This window comes from Luteimonas arsenica, from assembly GCF_004352825.1.
GTDB classification, from domain to species: domain Bacteria; phylum Pseudomonadota; class Gammaproteobacteria; order Xanthomonadales; family Xanthomonadaceae; genus Luteimonas; species Luteimonas arsenica.
The window spans coordinates 1,366,183-1,389,990 of sequence record NZ_SJRW01000001.1; the positions used below are offsets into that span (position 1 = coordinate 1,366,183).

Sequence of the window (23,808 nt, forward strand, 5' to 3'; positions counted from 1 at the left end):
GATGATCAGCTTGAACGACCGGATCAGGAACATCCTGCCGCGTGCCGCGGTGGTGGCGCATGATCTGTTCATGGTCTGGGCCGCCTGGATGGGCCTCAACCATTTCCGCCAGTCCGCGCTAGAGCCGGCCGCCGCGGCGCCGCTGCTGTCGCCGGAGATGCTGCTGATCCTGATCGTGCAGGGGCTGATCTTCTGGCAGGTGGGCCTGTACCGGGGCGTGTGGCGTTTCGCGAGCATCCCGGACCTGGTCAACATCGTGAAGGCCAGCCTGTTCGGCCTGCTCGCCATCCTGCCGCTGCTGTTCTTCGTGTTCGATCGCGCCGGCCAGGTGCCGCGCACGGTCATGCTGGCGTACCCGGTGGTGCTGTCGGCCCTGCTGGGGATGCCGCGCCTGCTGTACCGGGCCTGGAAGGACCATGGCAACGAGCGCACCGACAAGGCGGCGCTGCGGGTGCTGATCCTCGGCGCGGGGCAGGCCGGCGAAGCCCTGGTGCGTGACCTGCGCCGTGTCGGCGCCTACCAGCCGGTGGGCTTCCTGGACGATGCGGTGAAGTTGCGAGGCAGCTACGTCCAGGGACTGCCCGTGCTCGGGCGGATCGAGGATGTCGGCCAGATCGCGCCCGAAACCGCGGCCAAGCTGCTGGTGATCGCGATGCCGTCGCTCGATGCGACCGCCATGCGGCGCGTGGTGGCGGCCTGCGAGCGCACCGGCCTGCCGTTCCGCACCGTGCCACGCCTCAACGACCTGCTCGAGGGTCGCTCGCTGCCCGGCGAGCTCAAGGAGGTCGCGATCGAGGACCTGCTGGGCCGCAAGCCGGTCACGCCCGACTGGAAGGCGATCCGCGGCTGGCTGGGCGGCCGCAGCGTGCTGGTCACCGGCGCCGGCGGTTCCATCGGCGCCGAACTGTGCCGGCAGTGCGCTCGTCACGGTGCCCGCCAGATCACCCTGATCGAAGTCGACGAACTCGCGCTGGCGACCACCCAGGGCGAGCTGCGGCGCGACTTCCCGCAGATCGACTGCCTGCCAGTGCTTGGCGATTGCGGCGATCCGGCGGTGATCCGCCACGCGCTGTCGCTGTCGCAGCCCGAGGCGGTGTTCCATGCCGCTGCCTACAAGCAGGTCCCGGTGCTGGAATCGCAGCTGCGCGAGGCGGTCCGCAACAACGTCCTGGCCACGGCCACGGTTGCGCGTGCGGCGCAGGCTGCTGGCGTTGGCACCTTCGTGCTGATCTCCACCGACAAGGCGGTAGACCCGGTGAACGTGCTGGGAGCCACCAAGCGCCTGGCCGAGATGGCCTGCCAGGCGATGACCGGCCTGGAGGGCACCCGCTTCGTGACCGTGCGCTTCGGAAACGTCCTCGATTCGGCCGGCAGCGTGGTGCCGCTGTTCCGTGCACAGATCCGCAAGGGCGGCCCGGTCACGGTGACCGACCCCGAGGTGACGCGCTACTTCATGACCATCCCCGAGGCCTGCCAGCTGATCCTGCAGGCGGTGGCCATCGGCTCGCTGCAGGCGGTGTACACGCTGGACATGGGCGAACCGGTTTCGATCCGCCTGCTGGCCGAGCAGATGATCACCCTGGCCGGCAAGCAGCCCGGCCGCGACATCGCCATCGTCTACACCGGCCTGCGCCCCGGCGAGAAGCTGCATGAAACGCTTTTCCACGCAGATGAGCGCTACCGGCCCACCGCGCACCCGAAGATCCTGCAGGCCGAGGCACGTGGCGTTTCGGACGAGCGGATCGAATCGGCCATCGCGCGCATGCGAGAGGCCGTCGCCAGCTACGACGTGGACGCCTTGGGCCAACTGCTGCGCGAGTCGGTCCCCGAGTTCGCTCCCCTGGTCATGGGCGAATCGCCGGCGGCGGCCACCGTGGTCCCATTTCCAGCGAGGAACGCACGAAGGACATGACAAGACGCATCCGCAAGGTGGTATTTCCGGTCGCCGGCCTCGGCACCCGCTTCCTCCCGGCCACCAAGACCGTTCCCAAGGAAATGCTGCCGATCGTCGACCGGCCGCTCATCCAGTATGCCGTCGACGAAGCCGTCGAGGCGGGCTGCGACACCATGGTCTTCGTCACCAACCGCTACAAGCACGCGGTGGCCGACTATTTTGACAAGGCCTACGAGCTGGAGGAGAAGCTGGAGGCGGCCGGCAAGGGAGAGCTTCTGGAGGTCGTGCGCAATGTGCTGCCCAAGGGCGTGCGCGCAGTCTTCGTCACCCAGGCCGAGGCGCTGGGTCTGGGCCACGCGGTGCTCTGCGCGAAGCCTGTGGTGGGTGACGAACCCTTCGCCGTGATCCTGCCCGACGACCTGATCTGGAACCGTGGCCCCGGCGCGCTGAGCCAGATGGCCGACGTGGCCGAAGCCACCGGTGCCAGCGTCATCGCCACCCAGGCCGTGCCGGCCGCGCAGGTGTCGAGCTACGGCATCGTCGCCACCGAAACCTTCAGCGAGCGTCGCGGGCGGATCACGGCCATCGTCGAGAAGCCCAGGCCGGCAGACGCGCCCAGCAACCTGGCCGTGGTCGGCCGCTACGTGCTTTCCCCGCGGATCTTCGATCTGCTGGAATCCACGCGCCCGGGCGCGGGGGGGGAGATCCAGCTGACCGATGCGATCTCCGCGCTCCTGGCCGAGGAAGCCGTGCTGGCCTATCACTTCCAGGGCACGCGCTTCGACTGCGGCACCCATATCGGCCTGATCGAGGCCACCATCCGCCATGCCCTGGACCATGAGAAGCTCAGCGAAGCCGCCCAGGGCTTCATGCGCGAGGCCCTGGCCGAGTTGGGGGTTGTAGACTCCTGAACGGGCGCTGATTGCGCGTGACATTGTCCAGATTGTGGGGGTATATTCGATCCGGTCAGGGGGCGGGGCGGCAAACACCCTCCAGATCGCTTGACAGCACATTACCCAAGGGAGAGATCGCTTCATGAAGCTTGCAACAACCTTTGCGGGCCTGACGCTCGCAGTCGCCGCGGCGTACAGCACCCCGGCCGTCTCGCAGGACATCCATGCCAACTCCGCTCAGCCTGCTGCCCGTTGCCAGGGCGCGCTGCCGAACTTCGAGGTCGGTCTGCGCAAGCGCCCGCTCGCAGTGCAGAACGTGGGCACGACGGCGATGTTCGTCACCTGCGGCTTCGATTTCGACGCCTACGAGGCGATCGACAACACCGCCCTGCTGGTCGACACCTACTTCACCAACACCGGCACCGAGCCCGCCACCGTCACCTGCACCGCCGTTGCCGGCTTCGAAGGTGGCGTGACCGAGAACGTCAACCTGGCCATCGAGATCCCGGCCGGTGCTGGCGGCGAAGACGGCAACCTGTACGTCTTCGATACGGACTTCGAAAGCGGCAGCATGGCCACTGGTCTGGTTGCGTTCAGCTGCCGCCTGCCGGCTGGCGTCGGCATCAACGACACCTACGTGTACTGGGCGACGGAGTAATTCCACTCGGCAGCGCCGAAAGTCGTCATGAAGGGGTGCCGGGAAACCGGCACCCTTTTTTTGGCGCCGGTGATCACCCACACTTGCGATTCCCGCAACAGCAGGCAGTACGAATCGATGAAATCAGGCAACAGGCTTCCCTTGGCCGTCGCGGTCGCAGTCGTCGTGGCGGTGGTGGCGGGTACATTCTTCCTGCGTGGGAAGTCGGGTACCGGCGATCAGGCCGTGGAAGAAAGCGAGGCGCCGGTGCCGGTGGCGACGCAAGTGGGAGGCCCGCCGACGGGCACGCGCCAGGCAGCCAGGCCGGTTGACAGGCGACAGGTCGAGGACCAGCTCAGCAGCCAGGTCGAGCGCCGCGCGAAGATGCGCGATGAGCACCTGGCTCGCACGAACGCGTTGCGCGAACAGTCGGCGCAGCGCTATGCCAGCGAACAGGTCGATCCGGCCTGGGCGCCTGGGAAGATCAGCGAACTTACGAACGTGGCGAACGACGCATCCTTCGAAGTCGCGGAGGCACAGCCGAAGAGCCTCAGCATCGATTGCCGCAGCAGCATGTGCCGCATCGACGGGCAGTTCGACGATAGCAACAAGGCTGAGGACTGGATCCTCCTGTACATGGCGAGCGTCGGGGGATCGATGCCGAATTCGGTTGTTTCGCGTACCCGCAACCCGGACGGCACCATGCGCGTGGAGATCTACGGCAGGGGCCGTTGAGCGGCGCTTCTCCGACTCCCGGACGGAAGGCGGCGACCGTTGCCGGCAGCCATGGAAGGGGACGCCACCGGCGTCCCCTTCGCCGTTACAGGGACTCGAAGATCCCTGCGGCGCCCATGCCGGTACCGATGCACATGGTCACCATGCCGTACTTCTGCTTTCGGCGGCGCATGCCGTGGACGATGGTCGCGGTGCGCACCGCGCCGGTGGCACCCAGCGGGTGGCCGAGCGCGATCGCGCCGCCCAGCGGGTTGATCTTGTCCGGATCCAGCTCGGAATCGCGGATCACCGCCAGCGCCTGGGCGGCGAAGGCCTCGTTGAGTTCGATCCAGTCCAACTGGTCCTTCGTCAGGCCGCCCTGCCTGAGCGCCTTGGGGATCGCCGCGATCGGGCCGATACCCATGACCTCGGGGCGCACGCCGGCCACCGAGAACGAGACGAAGCGGGCCAGCGGCGTCAGGCCGTAGTCCTTGATCGCCTGTTCAGAGGCCACCAGCACCGCGCCGGCACCGTCGCTCATCTGCGAGGAGTTGCCGGCGGTCACGCTGCCGCCGAACTGGCCGTTGCGAAACACCGTGCGCAGCTTCGCCAGGCCTTCCAGCGACGTATCCGCGCGCGGGCCTTCGTCCTGCTCGACCAGCAGCTTCTTCAGCCGCACCGCGTTGCCGCCCAGATCGGGCAGGCGGGCGACCACTTCCAGCGGCGAGATCTCGTCGTTGAACTCGCCGGCCTTCTGCGCCGCCAGCGCCTTCTGGTGCGAGGCCAGCGCGAACGCGTCCTGGTCCTCGCGCGAGACCTTCCATTCCTCGGCGACCTTTTCGGCGGTGATGCCCATGCCGTAGGCGATGGCGACGTGGTCGTCCTTGAACACCGACGGCGACAGCGCCACCTTGTTGCCCATCATCGGCACCATGCTCATCGACTCGGTGCCGCCGGCCAGCACCAGGTCGGCGTTGCCCAGCCGGATCTGGTCGGCGGCCAGGGCCACGGCCTGCAGGCCGGACGAGCAGAAGCGGTTGATGGTCTGCGCGGCCACGGTGTCAGGCAGGCCGGCCAGCAGCACGCCGATGCGCGCCACGTTCATGCCCTGCTCGCCCTCGGGCATGGCGCAGCCGATGATGGCGTCGTCGATGCGGCCGGTGTCGATGCCCGGCGCCTGCGCGACCACCGACTTCAGCACGTGGGCCAGCATGTCGTCGGGGCGGGTATTGCGGAATACGCCCTTGGGCGCCTTGCCCACCGGGGTGCGGGTGGCGGCGACGATGTAGGCGTCCTGGATCTGCTTGCTCATTGGGTTGTCCTCTTTCGTCGTTCGCGTCAGTTGCGCAGCGGCTTGCCGGTCTTGAGCATGTGCGCGATGCGGGCCTGGGTCTTCTCCTGCTGCGCAAGCTCCACGAAATGCTGACGCTCCAGGCGCAGCAGCCAGTCCTCGTCGACCACCGAGTTGCGGTCCACTTCGCCGCCGCTGACCACGGTGGCGATGCGGGTGGCGATCTCGTAGTCGTATTCGCTGATGAAGCGGCCCTCGAGCATGTTCTCCAGCAGCATGCGGAAGGTGGCGATGCCGACGTCGCCGGCCACGCGCACGCGGCGCGCGGGCAGGGGCGGGCGGTAGCCGGTCTCGGCCAGGCCGCGGGCCTCCGCCTTCGCGATGTGCAGCAGCTCGTGGGCGTGGAAGGCGACCTTGTCCTGCCCGCGAAGCAGGCCGAGTTCCTTCGCTTCGACGGCCGAGGTCGAGACCTTGGCCATCGCCACGGATTCGAACCAGCCCTTTAGTTCGGCGAACACGTCGCCGTTCGCGCCGGCCGCCTCCGAGGCGCGCACGGCGAACTCCTTCAGGCCGCCGCCGGCCGGCAGCAGGCCGACGCCGGCTTCGACCAGGCCAATGTAGCTCTCGAGGTGCGCGACCGTGCGCGCGGAATGCATCTGGAACTCGCAGCCGCCGCCCAGCGCCAGGCCACGCACCGCGGCCACCACCGGCACCAGCGAGTACTTGATGCGCTGGCTGGTGGCCTGGAAGTTGGCGACCATCGCCTCGAAGGCGTCGACCTTGCCCGCCTGCAGCAGGCCGAGCGCGCCGGCGAGGTCGGCACCTGCGGAGAAGGGCTCCTTCGGTTGCCAGATCACCAGGCCGGCGAAGTCGCGCTCCGCGCGCGCCACCGCATCCTGCAGGCCGTCGAGCACCTGGTCGGAGACGGTGTGCATCTTGGTCTTGAACGAGGCCACGGCGATGTCGTCGCCGTCGCTCCACATCCGGATGCCGTCGTTCTCGAAGACGGTCTCGCCCTTGGGGAAGGACTCGCCCAGCAGCGGATCGGGGAAGCGCTGGCGCTTGTAGACCGCCAGCGACGAGCGCGGCAGCCGGGTGTTCTTGCCCGGGCTGTAGCTGCCCTCGGCCGAATGCACGCCGTCGCGGCCGTCGAACACCCAGTCCGGCAACGGTGCGTCGCTCATGGCCTTGCCGGCCACGATGTCGTCGGCGATCCACTGCGCCACCTGCTTCCAGCCCGCGGCCTGCCAGGTCTCGAACGGGCCGAGCGACCAGCCGTAGCCCCAGCGGATGGCCAGGTCGACGTCGCGCGCGGTCTCGGCGATGTCGGCCAGGTGGTAGGCGGAGTAGTGGAACAGGTCGCGGAACACGCCCCACAGGAACTTCGCCTGCGGGTGTTCGCTGGCGCGCAGGGCGGCGAACTTCGCCACCGGATCCTTCGTCTTCAGGATCTCGACCACCTCGTCGGCGGCCTTGCGGTCGGCCGGGCGGTAGTCCTGTTTCTCCAGGTCCAGGACCAGGATGTCCTTGCCGACCTTGCGGAAGATGCCGGCGCCGGCCTTCTGGCCCAGCGCGCCCTTCTCGACCAGTGCGGACAGCCACTTCGGCGACTTGAAGTACTTGTGCCAGGGGTCGTCGGGCAGGGTGTCGGCCATGGTCTTGATGACATGCCCCATGGTGTCCAGGCCGACCACGTCGGAGGTGCGGTAGGTCGCCGACTTCGGGCGTCCGACCAGCGGGCCGGTCAGGGCATCGACCTCGTCGAAGCCCAGGCCGCTCTCCTGGGTGTGGTGGATCGTCGACAGGATCGAGAACACGCCGATGCGGTTGCCGATGAAATTCGGGGTGTCGCGGGCGTAGACCACGCCCTTGCCGAGCGTCGTGGTCAGGAAGGTTTCCAGGCCCTGCAGCACGGCTTTGTCGGTGGTCCGCGCCGGGATCAGCTCGGCCAGGTGCATGTAGCGCGGCGGGTTGAAGAAGTGCACGCCGCAGAAGCGCGGGCGCAGCTTCTCCGGCAGGGCATCGGCCAGCTTGTTGATGCCCAGGCCCGAGGTGTTGCTGGCCAGCACGGCGTGGTCGGCCACGAAGGGCGCGATCTTTTCGTACAGGTCCTGCTTCCAGTCCATGCGCTCGGCGATGGCCTCGATGATGAGGTCGCAGTCCTTGAGGCGCTGCAGGCCGAGCTCGTAGTTGGCCGGGGTGATGGCGGCGGCCAGCGACTTCGAGGCCAGCGGGGCGGGGCTGAGCTTGCCGAGGTTGGCCATGGCGCGGGTGACGATGCCGTTGGGGTCACCCTCCTTGGCCGGCAGGTCGAACAGCACGGTGTCGACGCCGGCGTTGGTGAGGTGGGCGGCGATCTGGGCGCCCATCACGCCTGCGCCGAGTACCGCGGCGCGACGCACAAGCAGTTTCTCAGACATGTCGTGCAACTCCTTGATTGGAAGGTTATTCAGCTCTGAATGCCGGCGGCCGCGAAGCGGATCAGCTCTTCCGCGGCGCGCTTGCGGTGGGCGACCTCGCTGACACCGGCGGGGCGCTTGATCAGCCCGAAGTCGGACATGGCGTAGGTCAGGGCCCCGGACAGGAAATCCAGGCGCCAGTACAGCTGCTCCTTGTCGAGCTGCGGCGCGCACTCGGCCATCGCGCGGGCGAAGTCGCGGAGCACGTGGCCGTACTGCTCGGACAGGAACTTGCGCAGGCCGTCGTTCTTCTCGGCATAGGCCCGGGCGATGACCCGGATGAAGGCGACGCCGCCCTGGCGGTCGCGGGCGAGGGCCAGGGCGGGCTCCACGAAGGCGGCCAGGACAGGCTCGAGTTCGCCCGGGTGCTCGCTGCGGGCCTGTTCCAGCTGGGCCAGGCGCTGCCGGCTCATGTCGTCCATGCGCCGCCGGAAAACCTCGTTGATGAGGTTCTCCTTGCTGCCGAAGTGGTAGTTGACCGCGGCGATGTTGACGTCTGCCCGGCTGGTGACCTGGCGCAGGGACGTGCCGCCGAAGCCGTGCTGGGCGAACAGCTCCTCGGCGGCGCCGAGGATCCGGTCCTTGGTCGAAAACTGGGTGCTTGCCATGGCGCTGGGACGGCCTGCCTGAATCAAACGCTTGTTTGGATACTAGGGGGCCCCGGGTCGGCGGGTCAACCGGAGAAAGTTCGTCCAGCCGCGTGCAGGGCGCGTGTCCGATCCGTTAGAATTACTCCAGCCTTGTCGGCTAAACCCGCGCCCCGGCGTGGGTTTTTCCATGTTACCGTGGGTGCCTGCCCTGGAAGGCCGGCCCCTTTACCCGGAGAACCTCCCCATGGCGCTTGAGCGCACCCTGTCCATCATCAAGCCCGATGCCGTCGCCAAGAACGTCATCGGCGAAATCTACTCCCGCTTCGAGAAGGCCGGCCTGAAGGTCGCCGCCGCGAAGATGAAGCAACTGTCGCGCGCCGAGGCCGAAGGCTTCTACGCCGTGCACCGCGAGCGTCCGTTCTTCAATGCGCTGGTCGAGTTCATGATCAGCGGCCCGGTGATGATCCAGGTCCTCGAAGGCGAGGGCGCGGTGCTGAAGAACCGCGAGCTGATGGGCGCCACCAACCCGAAGGAAGCCGACGCCGGCACCATCCGCGCCGACTTCGCCGACTCGATCGACGCCAACGCCGTGCACGGTTCCGACGCCGCCGAAACCGCCGCCGTCGAGATCGCGTACTTCTTCCCGTCGACGGACGTCTACGCCCGTTGATTCTTTTTTTGCCACGGATTACGCGGATAAACGCGGATGAACACGGATAAAGCCAAAAGCAGGATCGGTGGAGAAGCTTTCTCCTTTCCCTGCTTTTGCTCTATCCGCGTGAATCCGCGTGATCCGCGTTCATCCGTGGCAAGTCTTTTGCTCTTCCCATAGTCCCGTGACCGAAGCGACCGCCAAGCAGAATCTCCTGGACCTCGATCGCGCGGGGCTGGAGGCGTTTTTCGCCGACGTGCTCGGCGAGAAGCGTTTCCGTGCGCACCAGGTGATGAAGTGGATCCACCACCGGCACGTCACCGACTTCGATGAGATGACCGACCTGGGCAAGGCGCTGCGCGCCAAGCTGCAGGAGCGGGCTGAAGTCGTCGTGCCGCAGGTGCACTTCGACAAGGAATCCGAGGACGGCACCCACAAGTGGCTGCTGGGCATGGATGGCAGGAATGCCATCGAGACCGTCTACATCCCCGACAAGGGCCGCGGCACGCTGTGCGTGTCCTCGCAGGTGGGCTGTGCGCTCAACTGCACCTTCTGCTCGACCGCGACCCAGGGCTTCAACCGCAACCTGTCGACCGCCGAGATCATCGGCCAGGTCTGGGTGGCCGCGAAGCACCTCGGCAACATTCCCCACAAGCAGCGTCGCCTCACCAACGTGGTGATGATGGGCATGGGCGAGCCGCTGGCGAATTTCGACAACGTCGTGCGCGCGATGAGCGTGATGCGCGACGACCTGGGCTACGGCCTGGCCAACAAGCGCGTGACGCTCTCGACCGCCGGCATGGTGCCGATGATCGACCGCCTGGCCGAGGAAAGTGACGTCTCCCTGGCGGTGTCGCTGCACGCGCCCAACGACGAGCTGCGCACGAAGCTGGTGCCGCTCAACAAGAAGTATCCGATCGCCGAGTTGATGGATGCCTGCGTGCGCTATGCGCTCCGCAAGAAGGGCGAGTCGGTGACCTTCGAATACACGCTGATGAAGGACGTCAACGACCAGCCGGAGCACGCCCGAGAACTGGTCCAGCTGTTGCGCGCCTTCGACCGCGCGGTGCAGATGAAGGACGCCGCCAAGATCAACCTGATCCCGTTCAACCCGTTCCCCGGCACGCGCTACGAGCGTCCGGGCGACGTGGCGATCCGGGCGTTCCAGAAGCAGCTCAACAACGCTGGCATGATCGCGCCGGTGCGCCGCACCCGCGGCGACGACATCGACGCCGCCTGCGGCCAGCTCAAGGGCCAGGTCGCCGATCGCACCCGCCGTCAGGCCGAGTTCCGGCGCAGCCTGGAAGCCGGGGAGGGCAGGCATGCCCAGGCCTGAGTATCTGCTGGCCACCCTGCTGCTGGCGGCCGCCGTGCTCGCCACCGGCTGCTCGCGACTGACCTTCATCAAGCCCAGCGCCGCGCGGGGCAGCTCCGAGCAGGTGGCGCCCACTTACGACGTCAGCGGCAAGGGCAAGGGACGCCGGAACAACGACGCCGGAAGCGTGCGTGTGCACCTGCTGCGGGGCGAACAGGCGCTGCAGGCAGGCCGGCCCGCCGAGGCCGAGGCCGAGGCGCGCAAGGCACTGCGTATCGACGACCGGAATGAACTCGTCCATACCCTGATGGCGCTCTCGCTGGAACGACAGGGGAAGGCGGCCGACGCCGGGCGCCACTACGCCCTTGCCACCGAAGTGGCGCCCGGTTCGGGCGCTGCCGCCAACAATTACGGCGCCTGGCTCTGCCTCAACGGTCGAGCGCCCGAGTCACTGGCCTGGTTCGATCGCGCGCTGGCCGACCGTGGCTATCCGACTCCGGCGTCCGCCCTGGCCAACGCCGGCGCCTGCGCCGTCCAGGGCGGCCAGCCCGGGCGCGCCGAGCGTGACCTGCGTAACGCATTGGGGCTCGACCCGGTCAATGCCGTTGCGCTGGAGGCGCTGGCGCGGCATCTTCACGACCAAGGGGAGTACTTCGAGGCACGGGCGTTCTCGCAGCGGCGCCTCGACGCGGCACCGGCAACGCCCGCCGCGCTACTACTCGCGTCACAGATCGAGGAAAAGCTCGGCGACAAGGCCGCCGCCGCTCGTTATGTTCAACGCTTGCGGACGGAATTTCCGCATGCGCAAACCGCGCTGCCCGGGGACAGCAGTTCACGATGATGCCGCCAGACCACAACACGACCGACCCGAACCAGGGCTGCGGCCAGCGGCTCCGCGCCGCCCGCGAAGCCGCGGGGCTCTCCGTCCAGGATGTCGCCACCAGGCTGAAGATGCCGGTACGGGTGGTCGAGTCGCTTGAAGCCGAGGACTGGAGCCGCCTGGGCGCCCCGGTCTTCATCCGCGGCCAGTTGCGGAGTTACGGGCGCCTGCTCGGCCTGGTCACGGACGTGGTGCATGCCTCGTCAGGCGTCGGCCCGATCCAGCCGGTCGAGCTCAAGCCCCGCACCTACGTGCCGCGGATGCGCATCGTCGCCGAGCAGTCGGCTCGCCGGCTGGTCTACGTGGTGATCACCGCGGCCATCGCGCTTCCGGTCTGGCTGGCGACGCGTCCGCACCTTGCGCCCCAGGATGCCGTGTCCGGCTCGCTGGATGTCCCGGTCAGCGTCGCCGACGGGGCCGACGGCCAGGCGTCCCGCGGCCCGACCCCCCTGATCGCTTCGATGGCCCCGGTCGCGCAGCGGCCAGCGGTGGTCCCGGTGCCCGCGCCGCAACCCGCCATGCCGGCCCTTGAACTGCGCCTGTCCGGCGACAGCTGGGTGGAGGTCACCGCGCCCGACGGCCGCGTGGTCGAGCAGAGCCTGTTGAAGGAAGGCACCGTCCGCGGTTACGCCGCGGGCGAAGTCGGCGCCATCGTGCTCGGCAACGCCGGTGCCGTCGAAGTGCGCCATGACGGCGTGGAGCAGGACATCGCTCCCTACCTGCGGGCGAACGTCGCCCGCTTTACGGTATCCTCTGACGGTTCGCTCGCGCCCGTCGGTCACTGAGCCCGGCGCAGCGGCTGCGGGGCCCCTGGCGGGTCAGCGCAATGAAACCGGCGGCCCGCTCGCGGGCCGTTCCCTTTCCGGTGCCCGTCCGCCCGCCGGCGGCACGGCGCCCAGCATGATCGGAAGAACATGGCAGTAGACGAGTTGCTCGACGAGCACGAACAGGGCGAGCGCGTACGCGAGTGGATCCGCCAGAACGCCATCGGAGTCATCGGCGGCATCGCCATCGCCCTGGCCCTGGTCTACGGATGGGGTAAGTGGCAGGACCACCTGGACGGCAAGCGCATGGCCAAGGGTGAGGCGTATGCAGCCCTCGACGAAGCCATCGCGGCCGGTGATCTCGACAAGGCGCGCGCCCAGGCCGCCGCTGCCGGGCTGAACGAAGGCGTCTACGGGACCCTGATCGCGCTCGACCTCGCCGCCGCGCAGGTGGGGGCCGGCGAAAGTGAAGCGGCGATCGCCACCCTGTCCGGCATCAAGGACGCCGACCCGGCCCTGGCCCCGGTGGTCGCCCGCAGGCTGGCGGTGCTGCTGGTCGATGCCGGCAGGACCGACGAGGCGCTGGCAGCGCTCGGGAACGCCGATGACGCCGGCAGCCTGGAGGTGCGCGGCGACGCCGAACGCGCCGCCGGTCGCCTTGAGCAGGCGCGCGAGGCCTATTCCGCCGCGCTCGCGGCCCTCGACGAGGCTGCCGTTCCCCAGCGCAGCCTGCTTGAAATCAAGTTGATCGATGCCGGCGGCTCGCCGGACCACGACGAGGCCCAAGCCCAATGATTCCCGAAATGAACAACTCCCGGAGCGGCGCCCGCATCGCCGGTCGCGTGGTGGTGGCGATCGCCTGCCTGGCCATGGCCACCGGCTGCAGCACCGTGCGTGGCTGGTTCTCCAAGGAGGACAAGGTCAACACCGCGCCTGCCGAACTGGTCGACTTCCAGGCTTCGGCCAATCCGACCCGCCTGTGGAAAGCCAGCGTCGGCAAGGGCGAAGGCCGCACCGGCATCCGCCAGGGGGCCTGGGTCGCCGATGGCGTGGTCTATGCCGCCTCGGTGAAGGGTGGCGTGCGGGCCTTCGACCTGCAGAGCGGCCGCAGCCTCTGGCAGCACGACTCCGACCTGCGCCTGTCCGGCGGCCCCGGGGCCGGCGACGGCCTGGTGGTGGCGGGCTCGCTGGACGGCGAGGTGGTGGCGCTCGATGCCGCTACCGGCGCGCAGCGCTGGACCGCCAAGGTGCCCAACGAAGTCATCGCCCGCCCCGCCGTGGGCCAGGGCCTGGTGGTGGTGCGCTCCAACGACGGCCGGGTCACGGCCTTCGACGCCGCCAGCGGCGAGCGTCGCTGGTACTGGGGCCAGGAACTCCCGTCGCTGACCGTTCGCGGCAATGCACCGGTCACGCTGGCCCCGGGTTACGTCTTCGTGGGTACCGACGAGGGTTACCTGGTGGCGCTGTCGCTGGGCGACGGCCGCGCGGTCTGGGAGCAGGCGGTCGCGATGCCCGAAGGCCGCACCGAGCTCGAGCGCATGGGCGACATCGACGGCGCGCCGGTCATCGACGGCGCGGTGGTGATCGCCAGCAGCTACAAGAACCGCACCATGGCCTTCGAAGGCCCGAGCGGGCGCCCGCTGTGGGCGGCCGAGAGCGGCGGTGCGGGCAGCGTCGGCGTCGCCGACGACCGCGTGGTGGTGAGCGATGCCGCCGGCACCGTCTGGGGCATCGACAAGTACGTCGGTACCGCCTACTGGCAGCAGCCGGCGCTGGCGCGCCGCAACCTGAGCCCGGCCGTGGTGCAGGGCAGCTACGCCGTGGTCGGCGACCTCGACGGCTACCTGCACTGGATGCGACTGAGCGACGGCGAGTTCGCCGCGCGCACCCGCGCCGGCCGTTCGGCGATCACGGGCCATCCGGTGGTGGCCGACGGCATCCTGGTGGTGCAGGACGTCGACGGCGACCTCAGCGCCTGGCGCATCGACTGAACACCGCGGAATTGGCGGTCCGCCGCGGCCCCGGGTAGTCTCGCTACCCGGGGCCGCGCGTTTCCCGCGCCCCAACGGACAAGGCACGATCCAGCATGCTTCCCCTCGTCGCACTTGTCGGCCGCCCGAACGTGGGCAAGTCGACGCTCTTCAACGCGCTCACCCGCACGCGCGACGCGCTGGTGCACGACCAGCCAGGCGTCACCCGCGACCGCCACTACGGCGTCTGCCGCGTGGACGAGGGCCGCCCGTTCGCCATCGTCGACACCGGCGGCATCGCCGACGGTGGCGTGCACCTGGTCACCGGCGACCTGGCCGGCGCCACCGCGCGCCAGGCCCGCGCCGGTGCCGACGAGGCCGACCTGGTGCTGTTCGTGGTCGATGGCCGCGAAGGGCCGTCGGCGGTCGACGACGAGATCCTGGCCTGGCTGCGCAAGTCGTCGAAGCCGGTCTTCCTGGTGGTGAACAAGACCGACGGTCTCGACAGCCGCGAGGCGCTGGGCGAGTTCGCGCGCTACGGCTTCAAGGACGTGCTGCCGGTGTCCTCGGCGCACCGCCAGGGCCTGGACGACCTGGTCGATGCCATCCGCGCGCGACTGCCGCAAGAGGGTAGCGCCGAAGTCCTGGACGACGACCCCGACCGCATCCGCGTCGCCTTCGTCGGCCGGCCCAACGTCGGCAAGTCGACCCTGGTCAACCGCATCCTCGGCGAGGAGCGCATGATCGCCTCCGATGTCGCGGGCACCACGCGCGATTCCATCTCCGCCGACCTCGAGCGCGACGGCCGCCTGTACCGCCTGGTCGACACCGCCGGCATCCGCCGCAAGTCGCGCGTCGACGAGGCGGTGGAAACCTTCTCCATCATCAAGACCCTGGAGTCGATCGAGCAGTGTCAGGTCGCGGTGGTGATGATCGACGCCCGCGAGGGCGTGACCGACCAGGACGCCAGCGTGCTCGGCGCGGTGCTCGACGCCGGCCGTGCCCTGGTCATCGCCGTCAACAAGTGGGACGGCCTGGACACTTACCAGCGCGAGCAGGTCGAGGCGCTGCTGTCGCGCAAGCTGGCCTTCGTGCCCTGGGCCGAGGCGGTGCGCATCAGCGCGCTGCACGGCTCGGGCCTGCGCGAACTGTTCCGCGCCATCCACCGCGCGCACGGCTCGGCCACGCGCAGCTTCAGCACCGCCGAGGTCACCCGCGCGGTCGAGATCGCGGTCGAATCCAACCCGCCGCCGGTGGTGCGCGGCCATGCCGCCAAGCTGCGCTTCGCCCACCCGGGCGGCGAGAGCCCGCCGACCATCATCGTCCACGGCACCCGCCTGCGCACGCTCCAGGACAGCTACAAGCGCTACCTGGAAAACTTCTTCCGCAAGCGCTTCAAGCTGGTGGGCACGCCGGTGCGCTTCGTCTTCAAGGAAGGCGACAACCCCTACAAGGACAGGAAGAACGTCCTTACCGAGCGCCAGGTGGCGAAGAAGAAGCGCCTGATCCGGCACGCCAAGCGCGGCAAGTGAGCGCGGCGGCGACCACGCTCGGGCTGATCGCGGGCGGACGCGCCACGCGGCTGGGTGGCATCGACAAGGCCTGGCTGGAGAAGGACGGGGTGCCGCAGGTGCTGCGCCTGCTGGGGCGCGTGCGGGGCGAGGTCGATGCGGTGCTGGTCTCGGCCAATCGCGATCCCGGGCGCTATGCCGGCCATGGACTGGCCGCGGTCGCCGACCGCAGCGCCGACCTCGGGCCGCTGGGTGGCCTGGATGCGCTGGCGAGTGCCTGTGCGACGCCGTGGCTGCTGACCCTGCCGGTCGACCTGGTGTCGGTCAACGACTGCCTGCTGCGCAGCCTGCGCGCGGCCGGCGGCGACGGCGCCTGGGCCGAGGACGACGACGGCCGCCAGCCGCTGGTGGCGCTGTGGCGCGTGGATGCGCTGCGCGCTGCGCTGCCGGCGGCGCTCGCCTCGGGCGACCTGTCGGTGCGGGCGCTGCAGGCGCGGCTGGGGATGTCGGCGGTGCGCTTCGCGGGATTGCGTTTCGGCAACCTCAATACCCCGGCCGACCTGGCCGCCGCGGGTTATGCGCCGGGTTGAACGATGCGTCCCGGAGCGCGGCAGGCACACCGCCCCAGCATGGCGTAGGGTAGGCGCACCTCGGGTAAGCCGCAGTCGGCAGGAGTAGGGCGGTGTCGGACAATCACGGCATGCCTGTTTCCGAAATCACACCGCGCGAAGCGCAGCGGCGCGTAGAGAGCATGGGCGCGATCCTGGTCGACGTGCGCGAAGACCACGAGCGCGAGTCCGGCATGGCCGAGGGCGCACGCGGCATCGCGCGCGACGATCTCGAACGCGACTCCGCCTTCCATTTCCATGACCGCGACACCGACCTGGTCCTGATCTGCCAGAGCGGCGGCCGGTCGATGCTGGCGGCCGAGGCGCTGCAGCGCCAGGGCTATGCCAACGTGGTCTCGGTCCGCGGCGGCACCCTGCGCTGGATCGCCGACGGCCTGCCCCTGGCCCGCCCGGAGCCGTCAGCGCAGCCGCGCGACGAGGACTTCCACCAGCGCTACTCGCGCCACCTGCTGCTGCCGGAGATCGGCATGCGCGGGCAGAAGCGGCTGGAGGCTTCGAAGGTGCTGATGCTGGGCGCCGGCGGCCTGGGTTCACCGGCCGCGTTCTACCTGGCCGCGGCCGGCGTGGGCGAGTTGCGCCTGGTCGACGACGACGTGGTCGAGCGCAGCAACCTGCAGCGGCAGATCCTGCACACCGACGCCGACATCGGCCTGCCCAAGGTGGATTCCGCCAGCGAGCGGCTGTCGGCGCTCAATCCGCGGATGAGAATCGAGGCGGTGGCCGAGCGTGCGACCTCGGCCAACATCGAGCGCCTGCTCGACGGCGTCGACGTGGTGGTCGACGGCGCCGACAACTTCCCGGTGCGCTACCTGCTCAACGACGCCTGCGTCCGCCACGGCGTGCCCCTGGTGTACGGCGCGGTGCACCGCTTCGAAGGCCAGGTCAGCGTGTTCGACGCCGGCCGCCACCGCGGCGAAGCCCCGTGCTACCGCTGCCTGTTCCCGGAGCCGCCGCCGGCCGAGGCCGCGCCCAACTGCAGCGAGGCCGGCGTGCTGGGCGTGCTGCCGGGCGTGGTCGGGATGCTGCAGGCGACCGAGGCGCTGAAGCTGCTGCTGCACTTGGGCGAGCCGCTGCGCGGGCGCCTGCTGCACTTCGATGCGCTGGGCATGAATTTCCGCGAGACCCGGCTGACGCCGGACCCGGCCTGCCCGGTGTGTGCGCCGGGCATCGAGTTCCCGGGCTACATCGATTACGCGGCGTTCTGCGCGGGCTGAAGCCGGTCCGGCAGCCGCACGGGTGGCGGCATCGTGATCACGGCCTCCACGGGCCTGCGCTAGGCTCCCTTGGGAATCCGAGGGAGCAAGGCCATGGCGAACCCGCTGCGCGCACCGCTGTGCATGTCGATCCTGCTGCTGGCCGTCTGGCTGCTGCCCGGCCTGCCGGCGATGGCCACCGATCCCTGCCCGCTGCTGCGCGCGCAGCAGTCCGCGCCCGATGCCGCGACCCGCATCGCCGCGGTGGCCTGCGAGGAACACCAGAACTGGCACCGTCCCTTCATCGACCGCGAAGGGCGCCTGGCTGGCTCTCTGGTGCGCGAGGCGGAAGCCGCGCGCCTGGCCAACGGCCAGCCGGCGTGGCTGCGGGTCAGCGACTACTGGCGCGGCAGTGGCCTGCTCTGGCAGGTCATGCAGCGTGCGGGGGCATCGGAGTGCGCGCATGCCAGCGAGCAGTACGCGGCGCCCGGCTGCAGGACCTTCGTGGTCGACACGCCCTGGTCGGCGGCCTTCGTGTCCTGGGTGATGCGGCGCGCCGCGCTGCCGGGCTTCAGCGGCTCCGCCAGCCATGTCGACTACGTGCGCAGCGCCTACCGCGACCCCGAGCGCAGCGCCTACCGCATCGCTGACCCGCGCGCGGCCCGGCCGGCGGTCGGGGACCTGCTGTGCTACGTGCGCGTGCCTTCGCGCAGCTACGGCTTCGGTGGCCTCGCCACGCTGGTCAGCACGGAGGGCGGTGGCCTCGGCATGCACTGCGACATCGTGGTCTCGGCCGGGGAGCGGGGCGACCGCACCGCTCGGCTGGTCGGGGGCAACGTGCTCGACGGCGTGACCATGCGCCTGCTGCCGCTGACCGCGGGCGGCCAGTTCGAGGACCTGCCTGCGCGCGACGACGCCGGCCCGGCCTGCAGCCCCGACGCGCCCGCGGCCTGCAGTGCCAACCGCCAGGACTGGGCCGCGCTGCTGCAGCTGCGGCCGCAGGCGGAGCTGGCCCGGCTGCCGCCGCCGCTGCCGCTCCAGGGCCCCGTGCAGGCGCCGGTGGCACCGCAGTGCTGCGTCCACTGCGTGGTCGGTTCGGGCGTTCCGCGCTGCCCCGCGGATGCTCCGCAGCCGGTGCGCTGAGGCCGCCGACGCGCGTAGCGGCTCGCGCCGGCGGGGCGTGATCGGCGACAATGCGCGCTTTCCGAGCGCGACCCAGGCATGTCCGAGACCACCCCCACGGCCCGCATCCTCGACGGCAAGGGCATTGCCGACCAGCTGCTGGATTCGCTCCGGGTCCGCGTGGACGCGCGCGTGGCCGCCGGCCACGAGCCGCCGGGCCTGGCCGTGGTCCTGGTCGGCGACAACCCGGCCTCGCGCTCGTATGTGCGCAACAAGCGCCGCGCCGCCGGCATCGTCGGCATCCGCGCCTTCGACTTCGACCTGCCCGAGGGCACCACCGAGGCCGAGCTGCTGGCCCTGATCGACCGCCTCAACGCCGATCCGAAGGTGCACGGCATCCTGGTCCAGCTGCCGCTGCCGGGGATCCCCGATGCCACCCGCCTGATCCACCGCATCGACCCGCGCAAGGACGTCGACGGCTTCCATCCGGAGAACGTCGGCCACCTGGCCCTGCGCCAGTTCGGCCTGCGTCCCTGCACGCCGCGCGGCATCACCACGCTGCTGGCCTGGACCGATCGCCCGGTGCGCGGCCAGAGCGCGACGATCGTGGGGGTGAGCAACCACGTCGGCCGACCAATGGCGCTGGAACTGATGATCGCCGGCTGCACGGTGACCACCTGCCACAAGTTCACCCCGCCCGACATCCTGCGCCGCCACGTCGGCGAGGCCGACATCCTGGTGGTGGCTGTGGGTCGTCCGGGCCTGATCCCCGGCGACTGGGTGAAGCCGGGCGCCGTGGTGATCGACGTCGGCATCAACCGCCTGGACGACGGCCGCCTGGTCGGCGACGTCCAGTTCGAAGCCGCGGCCCGGCGCGCCAGCTGGATCACGCCGGTGCCGGGCGGGGTCGGGCCGATGACGGTGGCCACCCTGATGCAGAACACCCTGGAGGCCGCCGAGGCCCTGGAGGCCGGGGACGCCGCCGGCTGAGCGGGACGCCGCGTCCCGCGCCCGGAGGCGCACCGACGCGGCCCGGCGCGGTACAATTACGTGCTTCACCACCACCGGCACGCCCATGCTGCGCATCCAGGCTGAAGCACTCACCTACGACGACGTCTCGCTCGTCCCGGCGCATTCCACGGTCCTCCCCAAGGACGTCTCACTCGCCACCCGCCTCACGCGCGACCTGCGCCTCAACATGCCCATCGTGTCCGCCGCCATGGACACGGTGACCGAAGCCCGCCTGGCCATCGCCATGGCCCAGCTCGGCGGCATCGGCATCGTGCACAAGAACATGAGCGCCGAGCGCCAGGCGGCGCACGTGCTGCAGGTCAAGAACTTCGAGGCCGGGGTGATCCGCGAACCCTTCACGGTCGGCCCGCAGACCTCGATCGGCGAGGTGCTCAAGCTCACCCGCATGCGCAACATCTCCGGCGTGCCGGTGGTCGACGGCGACCAGCTGGTCGGCATCGTCACCGGGCGCGACATGCGCTTCGAGAAGAAGCTCGACGATCCGGTGAAGAACATCATGACCCGCAAGGACAGGCTGGTCACGGTGAAGGAAGGTGCCAGCGACGAGGAAGTGATCGAGCTGCTGCACCGCCACCGCATCGAGAAGGTGCTGGTGGTCAACGACGATTTCCAGCTGCGCGGCCTGATCACCGTCAAGGACATCCAGAAGGCGCAGGACAATCCGAACGCGGCCAAGGACGCCTCGGAAAGCCTGCTGGTGGGCGCCGCGGTGGGCGTGGGCGGCGACACCGAGGAGCGCATCGAGCGCCTGGCCGCGGCCGGCGTCGACGTCATCATTGTCGACACCGCGCACGGGCATTCGCAGGGCGTGCTCGAGCGCGTGGCCTGGGCCAAGAAGCACTTCCCGAAGCTGCAGGTGGTCGGCGGCAACATCGTCACCGGCGACGCTGCGCTTGCGCTGATGGACGCCGGCGCCGACGCGGTCAAGGTCGGCGTGGGCCCGGGCTCGATCTGCACCACGCGCGTGGTCGCCGGCGTCGGCGTGCCGCAGGTGACCGCGATCGACATGGTCGCCTCGGCGCTGCAGGACCGCATCCCGCTGATCGCCGATGGCGGCATCCGCTATTCCGGCGACATCGGCAAGGCGCTGGCCGCCGGCGCGTCGACGGTGATGATCGGCGGCCTGTTCGCCGGCACCGAGGAAACCCCCGGCGAGACCGAGCTCTACCAGGGCCGCAGCTACAAGAGCTACCGCGGCATGGGCAGTCTGGCGGCGATGGAGAAGGGTTCCAGCGACCGCTACTTCCAGGAAGCCGCGTCCGCCGACAAGCTGGTGCCCGAGGGCATCGAAGGCCGGGTCCCGTACCGCGGCCCGCTGTCGGGCGTCATCCACCAGTTGATCGGCGGCCTGCGCGCGACCATGGGCTACGTCGGCTGCGCCACGGTCGACGAGATGCGCAGCAAGCCGCAGTTCGTGAAGATCACCGGCGCCGGCCAGCGCGAAAGCCACGTCCACGACGTGCAGATCACCAAGGAACCGCCGAACTACAGGGCCGGATGATGGCGCGCCGGCGGTCACCGCGCTCCACCTCGCCCGCGCGGCGCATCCTGCTGCGCGGCATCGCGATCGCGGTGCTGGTGGCGGTCGCGCTCTACGGTTACAGCTACTACCGCGGCTCGCAGCTGCGCGATTCCTGCACCGGCAACGGCGGCGAATGGAACGCGGAGCGGGAGCAGTGCACCTTCCGCCTCGCGCTGCCCGAGCAGACGCCTTCCGACGCCACGCCATGACCGACCTGCACAGCGACAAGATCCTGATCCTCGACTTCGGCGCGCAGTACACGCAGCTGATCGCGCGCCGCGTGCGCGAACTGGGCGTGTACTGCGAGATCTGGGCCTGGGACCACGATCCGTCCGAGATCGCCGCCTTTGGCGCCAAGGGCATCATCCTGTCCGGCGGGCCGGAGTCTACGACGCTCGAGGGCGCACCGACTGCACCGCAGCAAGTCTTCGACAGCGGCCTGCCGCTGCTGGGCATCTGCTACGGCATGCAGACGCTCGCCAAGCAGCTCGGTGGCGAGACCGAGGCGGCGGACGCGCGCGAGTACGGCCACGCCGAAGTCACCCTGGTCGCGCCCGACAGCCTGTTCGGCGACCTCAACGACCACGGCAGCCAGCCGCCGCGCCTGGACGTGTGGATGAGCCACGGCGACCACGTCTCGAAGGCGCCGCCGGGCTTCACAGTGACCGCGCAGACGGAGCGCGTGCCGGTGGCCGCCTTCGCCAACGAGGACAAACGCTGGTACGGCGTGCAGTTCCATCCCGAGGTGACGCACACGAAGTCCGGGCAGGCGCTACTGCGCCGCTTCCTGGTCGACATCTGCGGCTGCGAAACCCTGTGGACGGCCGAGCACATCATCGAAGACCAGGTCGCGCGCGTGCGCGAGGCGGTGGGTTCGGACGAGGTGATCCTGGGCCTGTCCGGCGGCGTCGATTCCTCCGTGGTCGCGGCCCTGCTGCATCGCGCGATCGGCGACCAGTTGACCTGCGTCTTCGTCGACACCGGCCTGCTGCGCTGGCAGGAGGGCGACCAGGTGATGGCCACCTTCGCCGATGCCTCGGATGCCCACGGCCTCGGCATCCGCGTGATCCGGGTCGACGCGCGCGATCGCTACTTCAAGGCGCTCGCCGGCGTCACCGACCCCGAAGCCAAGCGCAAGATCATCGGCAACCTGTTCGTCGAGATCTTCGACGAGGAGGCCGGCAAGCTCGCCAACGCCAAGTGGCTGGCCCAGGGCACGATCTACCCCGACGTGATCGAGTCGGCCGGCAGCAAGACCGGCAAGGCGCACGTCATCAAGAGCCACCACAACGTCGGCGGCCTGCCCGAGCACATGAAGCTGGGTCTGGTCGAGCCTCTGCGCGAGCTGTTCAAGGACGAGGTGCGACGCATCGGCGTCGCGCTCGGCCTGCCGCACGAGATGGTCTACCGCCATCCGTTCCCGGGTCCGGGCCTGGGCGTGCGCATCCTGGGCGAGGTGAAGCCCGAGTACGCCGACATCCTGGCGCGGGCGGATGCGATCTTCATCGAAGAGCTGCGCAAGGCCGGCCTGTACGACCGGACCAGCCAGGCCTTCGCCGTGTTCCTGCCGGTGAAGTCGGTGGGCGTGGTCGGCGACGCGCGGGCCTACGAGTGGGTGATCGCGCTGCGCGCGGTGGAGACCATCGACTTCATGACCGCGCACTGGGCGCACCTGCCTTACGACTTCCTGGGGCGTGTTTCCAATAGGATTATCAATGAGGTACGCGGTGTTTCTCGCGTGGTTTATGACGTGAGCGGCAAGCCGCCCGCGACGATCGAGTGGGAGTGATCGGGTCCCGGGCGCCGCTCGGGCCCGAGGCCGTGCCGGCATCAGTCCGCGGGATCCGGAAAGACCAGCATTTCGGCGCTGCCGGCCGCGAATGAGGCTTCAAGCACCTCGAGCACCCGCCCGCAGGCGAGCCTGGCCGCGGTGGCCGCATCGGTGCCGGCCAGCAGGTGGCCGGCGAGGGTGGCGCTGAAGAGATCGCCGGTGCCCTTCGGCGTGGTGTCCAGGCGGCGGTGGTCGATGACCTCGGCCGAATCGGCGGTCACCACGGCGACCCGCATGCCGCCCTCCGGCCAGGAGGCGGGCGCGGCGCTGGTGGCCGCGACCCAGCGGGTGCGTCCGCCGAGCAGGCTGCGCGCGGCCCCGGTGACCTGGTCGATGCCGTCCACCGGACGCCCGGTGAGCAGGCCCAGTTCGAATCCGTTGGGCACCAGTCCATCGGCCAGCGGCAGCAGCCGCTGGCGGTAGGCCTCGACCATGCCGTGATCGACATACACGCCCACGTCCTCGTCACCGAGCACCGGGTCGATGAACACCTGGACCTCCGGCCGGTCGCGGAGCAGGGCTTCGATCCACCCGGCCAGGGTCTGCGCCTGGGCGGGTCCGCCGAGATAGCCCACGACCACGGCGCGCAGCCGCCGCAGCGCATCGCGCGCCTGGAGATCGGACAGATAGCCCTCGAACCACTCCAGCGGAATCGCGCCACCGTGCATGCTGGGGTGGTGCGGCGTGTTGCTCAGCACCACCGTCGGCACCGCGGCCACGCGCAGCCCCAGGGCCTGCAGCGCCGGCACCGCGATCGTATTGCCGACCTGGCCGTAGACCACCTGGGACTGGATCGAAACGACGTCCACCTGCATGGGCTGCAGTGCCGGGCCGCTATGACTGCTGCGGTCGTTCATGGCCGGATTCTAGGCCTTCGATCGCCCCGGCCGCTTGATCAAGGACAACCGT

22 protein-coding genes are annotated in these 23,808 nt (G+C 69.7%); 18 read left to right on the forward strand and 4 right to left on the reverse strand.

The window, feature by feature from the left end; translation table 11 throughout:
- The first annotated feature begins 1 nt into the window (after position 1).
- The 4 genes from E2170_RS06190 (at position 2) to E2170_RS06205 (ending at position 4,159) form a co-directional block, all read left to right on the forward strand.
- Positions 2-1,912, forward strand: coding sequence for a polysaccharide biosynthesis protein (locus E2170_RS06190; RefSeq protein ID WP_132999704.1), 1,911 nt, complete (start codon positions 2-4; stop codon positions 1,910-1,912).
- Positions 1,909-2,805 (forward strand): UTP--glucose-1-phosphate uridylyltransferase GalU, encoded by an 897-nt coding sequence (gene galU, locus E2170_RS06195; protein ID WP_132999705.1) that lies wholly within the window; start codon positions 1,909-1,911, stop codon positions 2,803-2,805. Before E2170_RS06190 ends, galU begins: the two co-directional genes overlap by 4 nt.
- Positions 2,806-2,929: 124 nt before the next feature.
- The gene (locus E2170_RS06200) at positions 2,930-3,445 is read left to right on the forward strand and encodes a hypothetical protein (RefSeq protein ID WP_132999706.1); all 516 of its coding nucleotides are present in this window, start codon (positions 2,930-2,932) and stop codon (positions 3,443-3,445) included.
- 27 nt (positions 3,446-3,472) lie between these two features.
- Complete coding sequence (locus E2170_RS06205; protein ID WP_132999707.1) at positions 3,473-4,159, forward strand: hypothetical protein; 687 nt, start codon at positions 3,473-3,475, stop codon at positions 4,157-4,159.
- Positions 4,160-4,244: 85 nt separating this feature from the next.
- Here E2170_RS06205 and E2170_RS06210 read toward each other — a convergent pair whose 3' ends face one another.
- Genes E2170_RS06210 through E2170_RS06220 form a run of 3 tightly spaced genes read right to left on the reverse strand, consistent with a single transcriptional unit; the run spans position 4,245 to position 8,496 of the window.
- Complete coding sequence (locus E2170_RS06210) at positions 4,245-5,450, reverse strand: acetyl-CoA C-acyltransferase (RefSeq protein ID WP_132999708.1); 1,206 nt, start codon at positions 5,448-5,450, stop codon at positions 4,245-4,247.
- 26 nt (positions 5,451-5,476) lie between these two features.
- Positions 5,477-7,849 carry a 3-hydroxyacyl-CoA dehydrogenase/enoyl-CoA hydratase family protein gene (locus tag E2170_RS06215; protein WP_132999709.1) on the reverse strand — a complete coding sequence of 791 codons (2,373 nt, stop codon included), beginning with the start codon at positions 7,847-7,849 and terminating at the stop codon, positions 5,477-5,479.
- A gap of 29 nt (positions 7,850-7,878) precedes the next feature.
- Complete coding sequence (locus E2170_RS06220; protein WP_132999710.1) at positions 7,879-8,496, reverse strand: TetR/AcrR family transcriptional regulator; 618 nt, start codon at positions 8,494-8,496, stop codon at positions 7,879-7,881.
- 226 nt (positions 8,497-8,722) lie between these two features.
- On the opposite strand from E2170_RS06220, the gene ndk reads away from it, so the two are divergent.
- The 14 genes from ndk (at position 8,723) to guaA (ending at position 22,857) form a co-directional block, all read left to right on the forward strand.
- The gene (gene ndk / locus E2170_RS06225) at positions 8,723-9,148 is read left to right on the forward strand and encodes a nucleoside-diphosphate kinase (protein ID WP_132999711.1); all 426 of its coding nucleotides are present in this window, start codon (positions 8,723-8,725) and stop codon (positions 9,146-9,148) included.
- 166 nt (positions 9,149-9,314) lie between these two features.
- Positions 9,315-10,466 (forward strand): dual-specificity RNA methyltransferase RlmN, encoded by a 1,152-nt coding sequence (gene rlmN, locus E2170_RS06230; RefSeq protein WP_207914925.1) that lies wholly within the window; start codon positions 9,315-9,317, stop codon positions 10,464-10,466.
- Positions 10,453-11,286 (forward strand): tetratricopeptide repeat protein, encoded by an 834-nt coding sequence (locus E2170_RS06235; protein ID WP_132999712.1) that lies wholly within the window; start codon positions 10,453-10,455, stop codon positions 11,284-11,286. Before rlmN ends, E2170_RS06235 begins: the two co-directional genes overlap by 14 nt.
- Positions 11,283-12,110 (forward strand): helix-turn-helix domain-containing protein, encoded by an 828-nt coding sequence (locus tag E2170_RS06240; RefSeq protein WP_132999713.1) that lies wholly within the window; start codon positions 11,283-11,285, stop codon positions 12,108-12,110. The genes E2170_RS06235 and E2170_RS06240 overlap by 4 nt, the downstream gene beginning before the upstream one ends.
- A 129-nt stretch (positions 12,111-12,239) precedes the next feature.
- A complete protein-coding gene (locus tag E2170_RS06245; RefSeq protein ID WP_132999714.1) occupies positions 12,240-12,884 on the forward strand; it encodes a YfgM family protein in 645 nt (214 codons plus the stop codon).
- Positions 12,885-12,892: 8 nt separating this feature from the next.
- On the forward strand, positions 12,893-14,080 hold the full coding sequence (gene bamB / locus E2170_RS06250; protein WP_132999715.1) for an outer membrane protein assembly factor BamB: 1,188 nt from the start codon (positions 12,893-12,895) through the stop codon (positions 14,078-14,080).
- A 95-nt stretch (positions 14,081-14,175) separates the two neighbouring features.
- Positions 14,176-15,591, forward strand: coding sequence for a ribosome biogenesis GTPase Der (gene der / locus E2170_RS06255; protein ID WP_132999716.1), 1,416 nt, complete (start codon positions 14,176-14,178; stop codon positions 15,589-15,591).
- Positions 15,588-16,160, forward strand: coding sequence for a molybdenum cofactor guanylyltransferase (mobA, locus tag E2170_RS06260; protein WP_132999717.1), 573 nt, complete (start codon positions 15,588-15,590; stop codon positions 16,158-16,160). Before der ends, mobA begins: the two co-directional genes overlap by 4 nt.
- A 110-nt stretch (positions 16,161-16,270) precedes the next feature.
- Positions 16,271-17,413 carry a molybdopterin-synthase adenylyltransferase MoeB gene (gene moeB, locus E2170_RS06265; protein ID WP_132999718.1) on the forward strand — a complete coding sequence of 381 codons (1,143 nt, stop codon included), beginning with the start codon at positions 16,271-16,273 and terminating at the stop codon, positions 17,411-17,413.
- A 93-nt stretch (positions 17,414-17,506) separates the two neighbouring features.
- Positions 17,507-18,535: a DUF2272 domain-containing protein gene (locus E2170_RS06270; RefSeq protein ID WP_132999719.1), complete on the forward strand. Its 1,029-nt coding sequence runs from the start codon at positions 17,507-17,509 to the stop codon at positions 18,533-18,535.
- A 78-nt stretch (positions 18,536-18,613) separates the two neighbouring features.
- Positions 18,614-19,504: a bifunctional methylenetetrahydrofolate dehydrogenase/methenyltetrahydrofolate cyclohydrolase FolD gene (folD, locus tag E2170_RS06275; protein WP_132999720.1), complete on the forward strand. Its 891-nt coding sequence runs from the start codon at positions 18,614-18,616 to the stop codon at positions 19,502-19,504.
- An 85-nt stretch (positions 19,505-19,589) separates the two neighbouring features.
- Positions 19,590-21,047, forward strand: coding sequence for an IMP dehydrogenase (guaB, locus tag E2170_RS06280; protein WP_132999721.1), 1,458 nt, complete (start codon positions 19,590-19,592; stop codon positions 21,045-21,047).
- The gene (locus E2170_RS06285) at positions 21,047-21,277 is read left to right on the forward strand and encodes a hypothetical protein (RefSeq protein ID WP_165942175.1); all 231 of its coding nucleotides are present in this window, start codon (positions 21,047-21,049) and stop codon (positions 21,275-21,277) included. The genes guaB and E2170_RS06285 overlap by 1 nt, the downstream gene beginning before the upstream one ends.
- Entirely contained in the window at positions 21,274-22,857 is a 1,584-nt protein-coding gene (guaA, locus tag E2170_RS06290) for a glutamine-hydrolyzing GMP synthase (protein WP_132999723.1), read from the forward strand. The genes E2170_RS06285 and guaA overlap by 4 nt, the downstream gene beginning before the upstream one ends.
- A gap of 41 nt (positions 22,858-22,898) precedes the next feature.
- Here the strand turns inward: guaA and pdxK are convergent, their stop codons facing one another.
- Entirely contained in the window at positions 22,899-23,756 is an 858-nt protein-coding gene (gene pdxK, locus E2170_RS06295; protein WP_132999724.1) for a pyridoxine/pyridoxal/pyridoxamine kinase, read from the reverse strand.
- Between the last annotated feature and the right edge of the window lie 52 nt (positions 23,757-23,808).

Coding starts and splice junctions, on each gene's coding strand:
- guaA (WP_132999723.1), top strand. CDS start 21,274: ATGACCGACCTGCACAGCGACAAGATCCTGATCCTCGACTTCGGCGCG.
- E2170_RS06190 (WP_132999704.1), top strand. CDS start 2: ATGATCAGCTTGAACGACCGGATCAGGAACATCCTGCCGCGTGCCGCG.
- E2170_RS06240 (WP_132999713.1), top strand. CDS start 11,283: ATGATGCCGCCAGACCACAACACGACCGACCCGAACCAGGGCTGCGGC.
- E2170_RS06205 (WP_132999707.1), top strand. CDS start 3,473: ATGAAGGGGTGCCGGGAAACCGGCACCCTTTTTTTGGCGCCGGTGATC.
- moeB (WP_132999718.1), top strand. CDS start 16,271: ATGCCTGTTTCCGAAATCACACCGCGCGAAGCGCAGCGGCGCGTAGAG.
- E2170_RS06215 (WP_132999709.1), bottom strand. CDS start 7,849: ATGTCTGAGAAACTGCTTGTGCGTCGCGCCGCGGTACTCGGCGCAGGC.
- E2170_RS06270 (WP_132999719.1), top strand. CDS start 17,507: ATGGCGAACCCGCTGCGCGCACCGCTGTGCATGTCGATCCTGCTGCTG.
- pdxK (WP_132999724.1), bottom strand. CDS start 23,756: ATGAACGACCGCAGCAGTCATAGCGGCCCGGCACTGCAGCCCATGCAG.
- E2170_RS06235 (WP_132999712.1), top strand. CDS start 10,453: ATGCCCAGGCCTGAGTATCTGCTGGCCACCCTGCTGCTGGCGGCCGCC.
- E2170_RS06285 (WP_165942175.1), top strand. CDS start 21,047: ATGGCGCGCCGGCGGTCACCGCGCTCCACCTCGCCCGCGCGGCGCATC.
- bamB (WP_132999715.1), top strand. CDS start 12,893: ATGAACAACTCCCGGAGCGGCGCCCGCATCGCCGGTCGCGTGGTGGTG.
- E2170_RS06200 (WP_132999706.1), top strand. CDS start 2,930: ATGAAGCTTGCAACAACCTTTGCGGGCCTGACGCTCGCAGTCGCCGCG.
- guaB (WP_132999721.1), top strand. CDS start 19,590: ATGCTGCGCATCCAGGCTGAAGCACTCACCTACGACGACGTCTCGCTC.
- folD (WP_132999720.1), top strand. CDS start 18,614: ATGTCCGAGACCACCCCCACGGCCCGCATCCTCGACGGCAAGGGCATT.
- ndk (WP_132999711.1), top strand. CDS start 8,723: ATGGCGCTTGAGCGCACCCTGTCCATCATCAAGCCCGATGCCGTCGCC.
- E2170_RS06245 (WP_132999714.1), top strand. CDS start 12,240: ATGGCAGTAGACGAGTTGCTCGACGAGCACGAACAGGGCGAGCGCGTA.
- der (WP_132999716.1), top strand. CDS start 14,176: ATGCTTCCCCTCGTCGCACTTGTCGGCCGCCCGAACGTGGGCAAGTCG.
- E2170_RS06210 (WP_132999708.1), bottom strand. CDS start 5,450: ATGAGCAAGCAGATCCAGGACGCCTACATCGTCGCCGCCACCCGCACC.
- galU (WP_132999705.1), top strand. CDS start 1,909: ATGACAAGACGCATCCGCAAGGTGGTATTTCCGGTCGCCGGCCTCGGC.
- E2170_RS06220 (WP_132999710.1), bottom strand. CDS start 8,496: ATGGCAAGCACCCAGTTTTCGACCAAGGACCGGATCCTCGGCGCCGCC.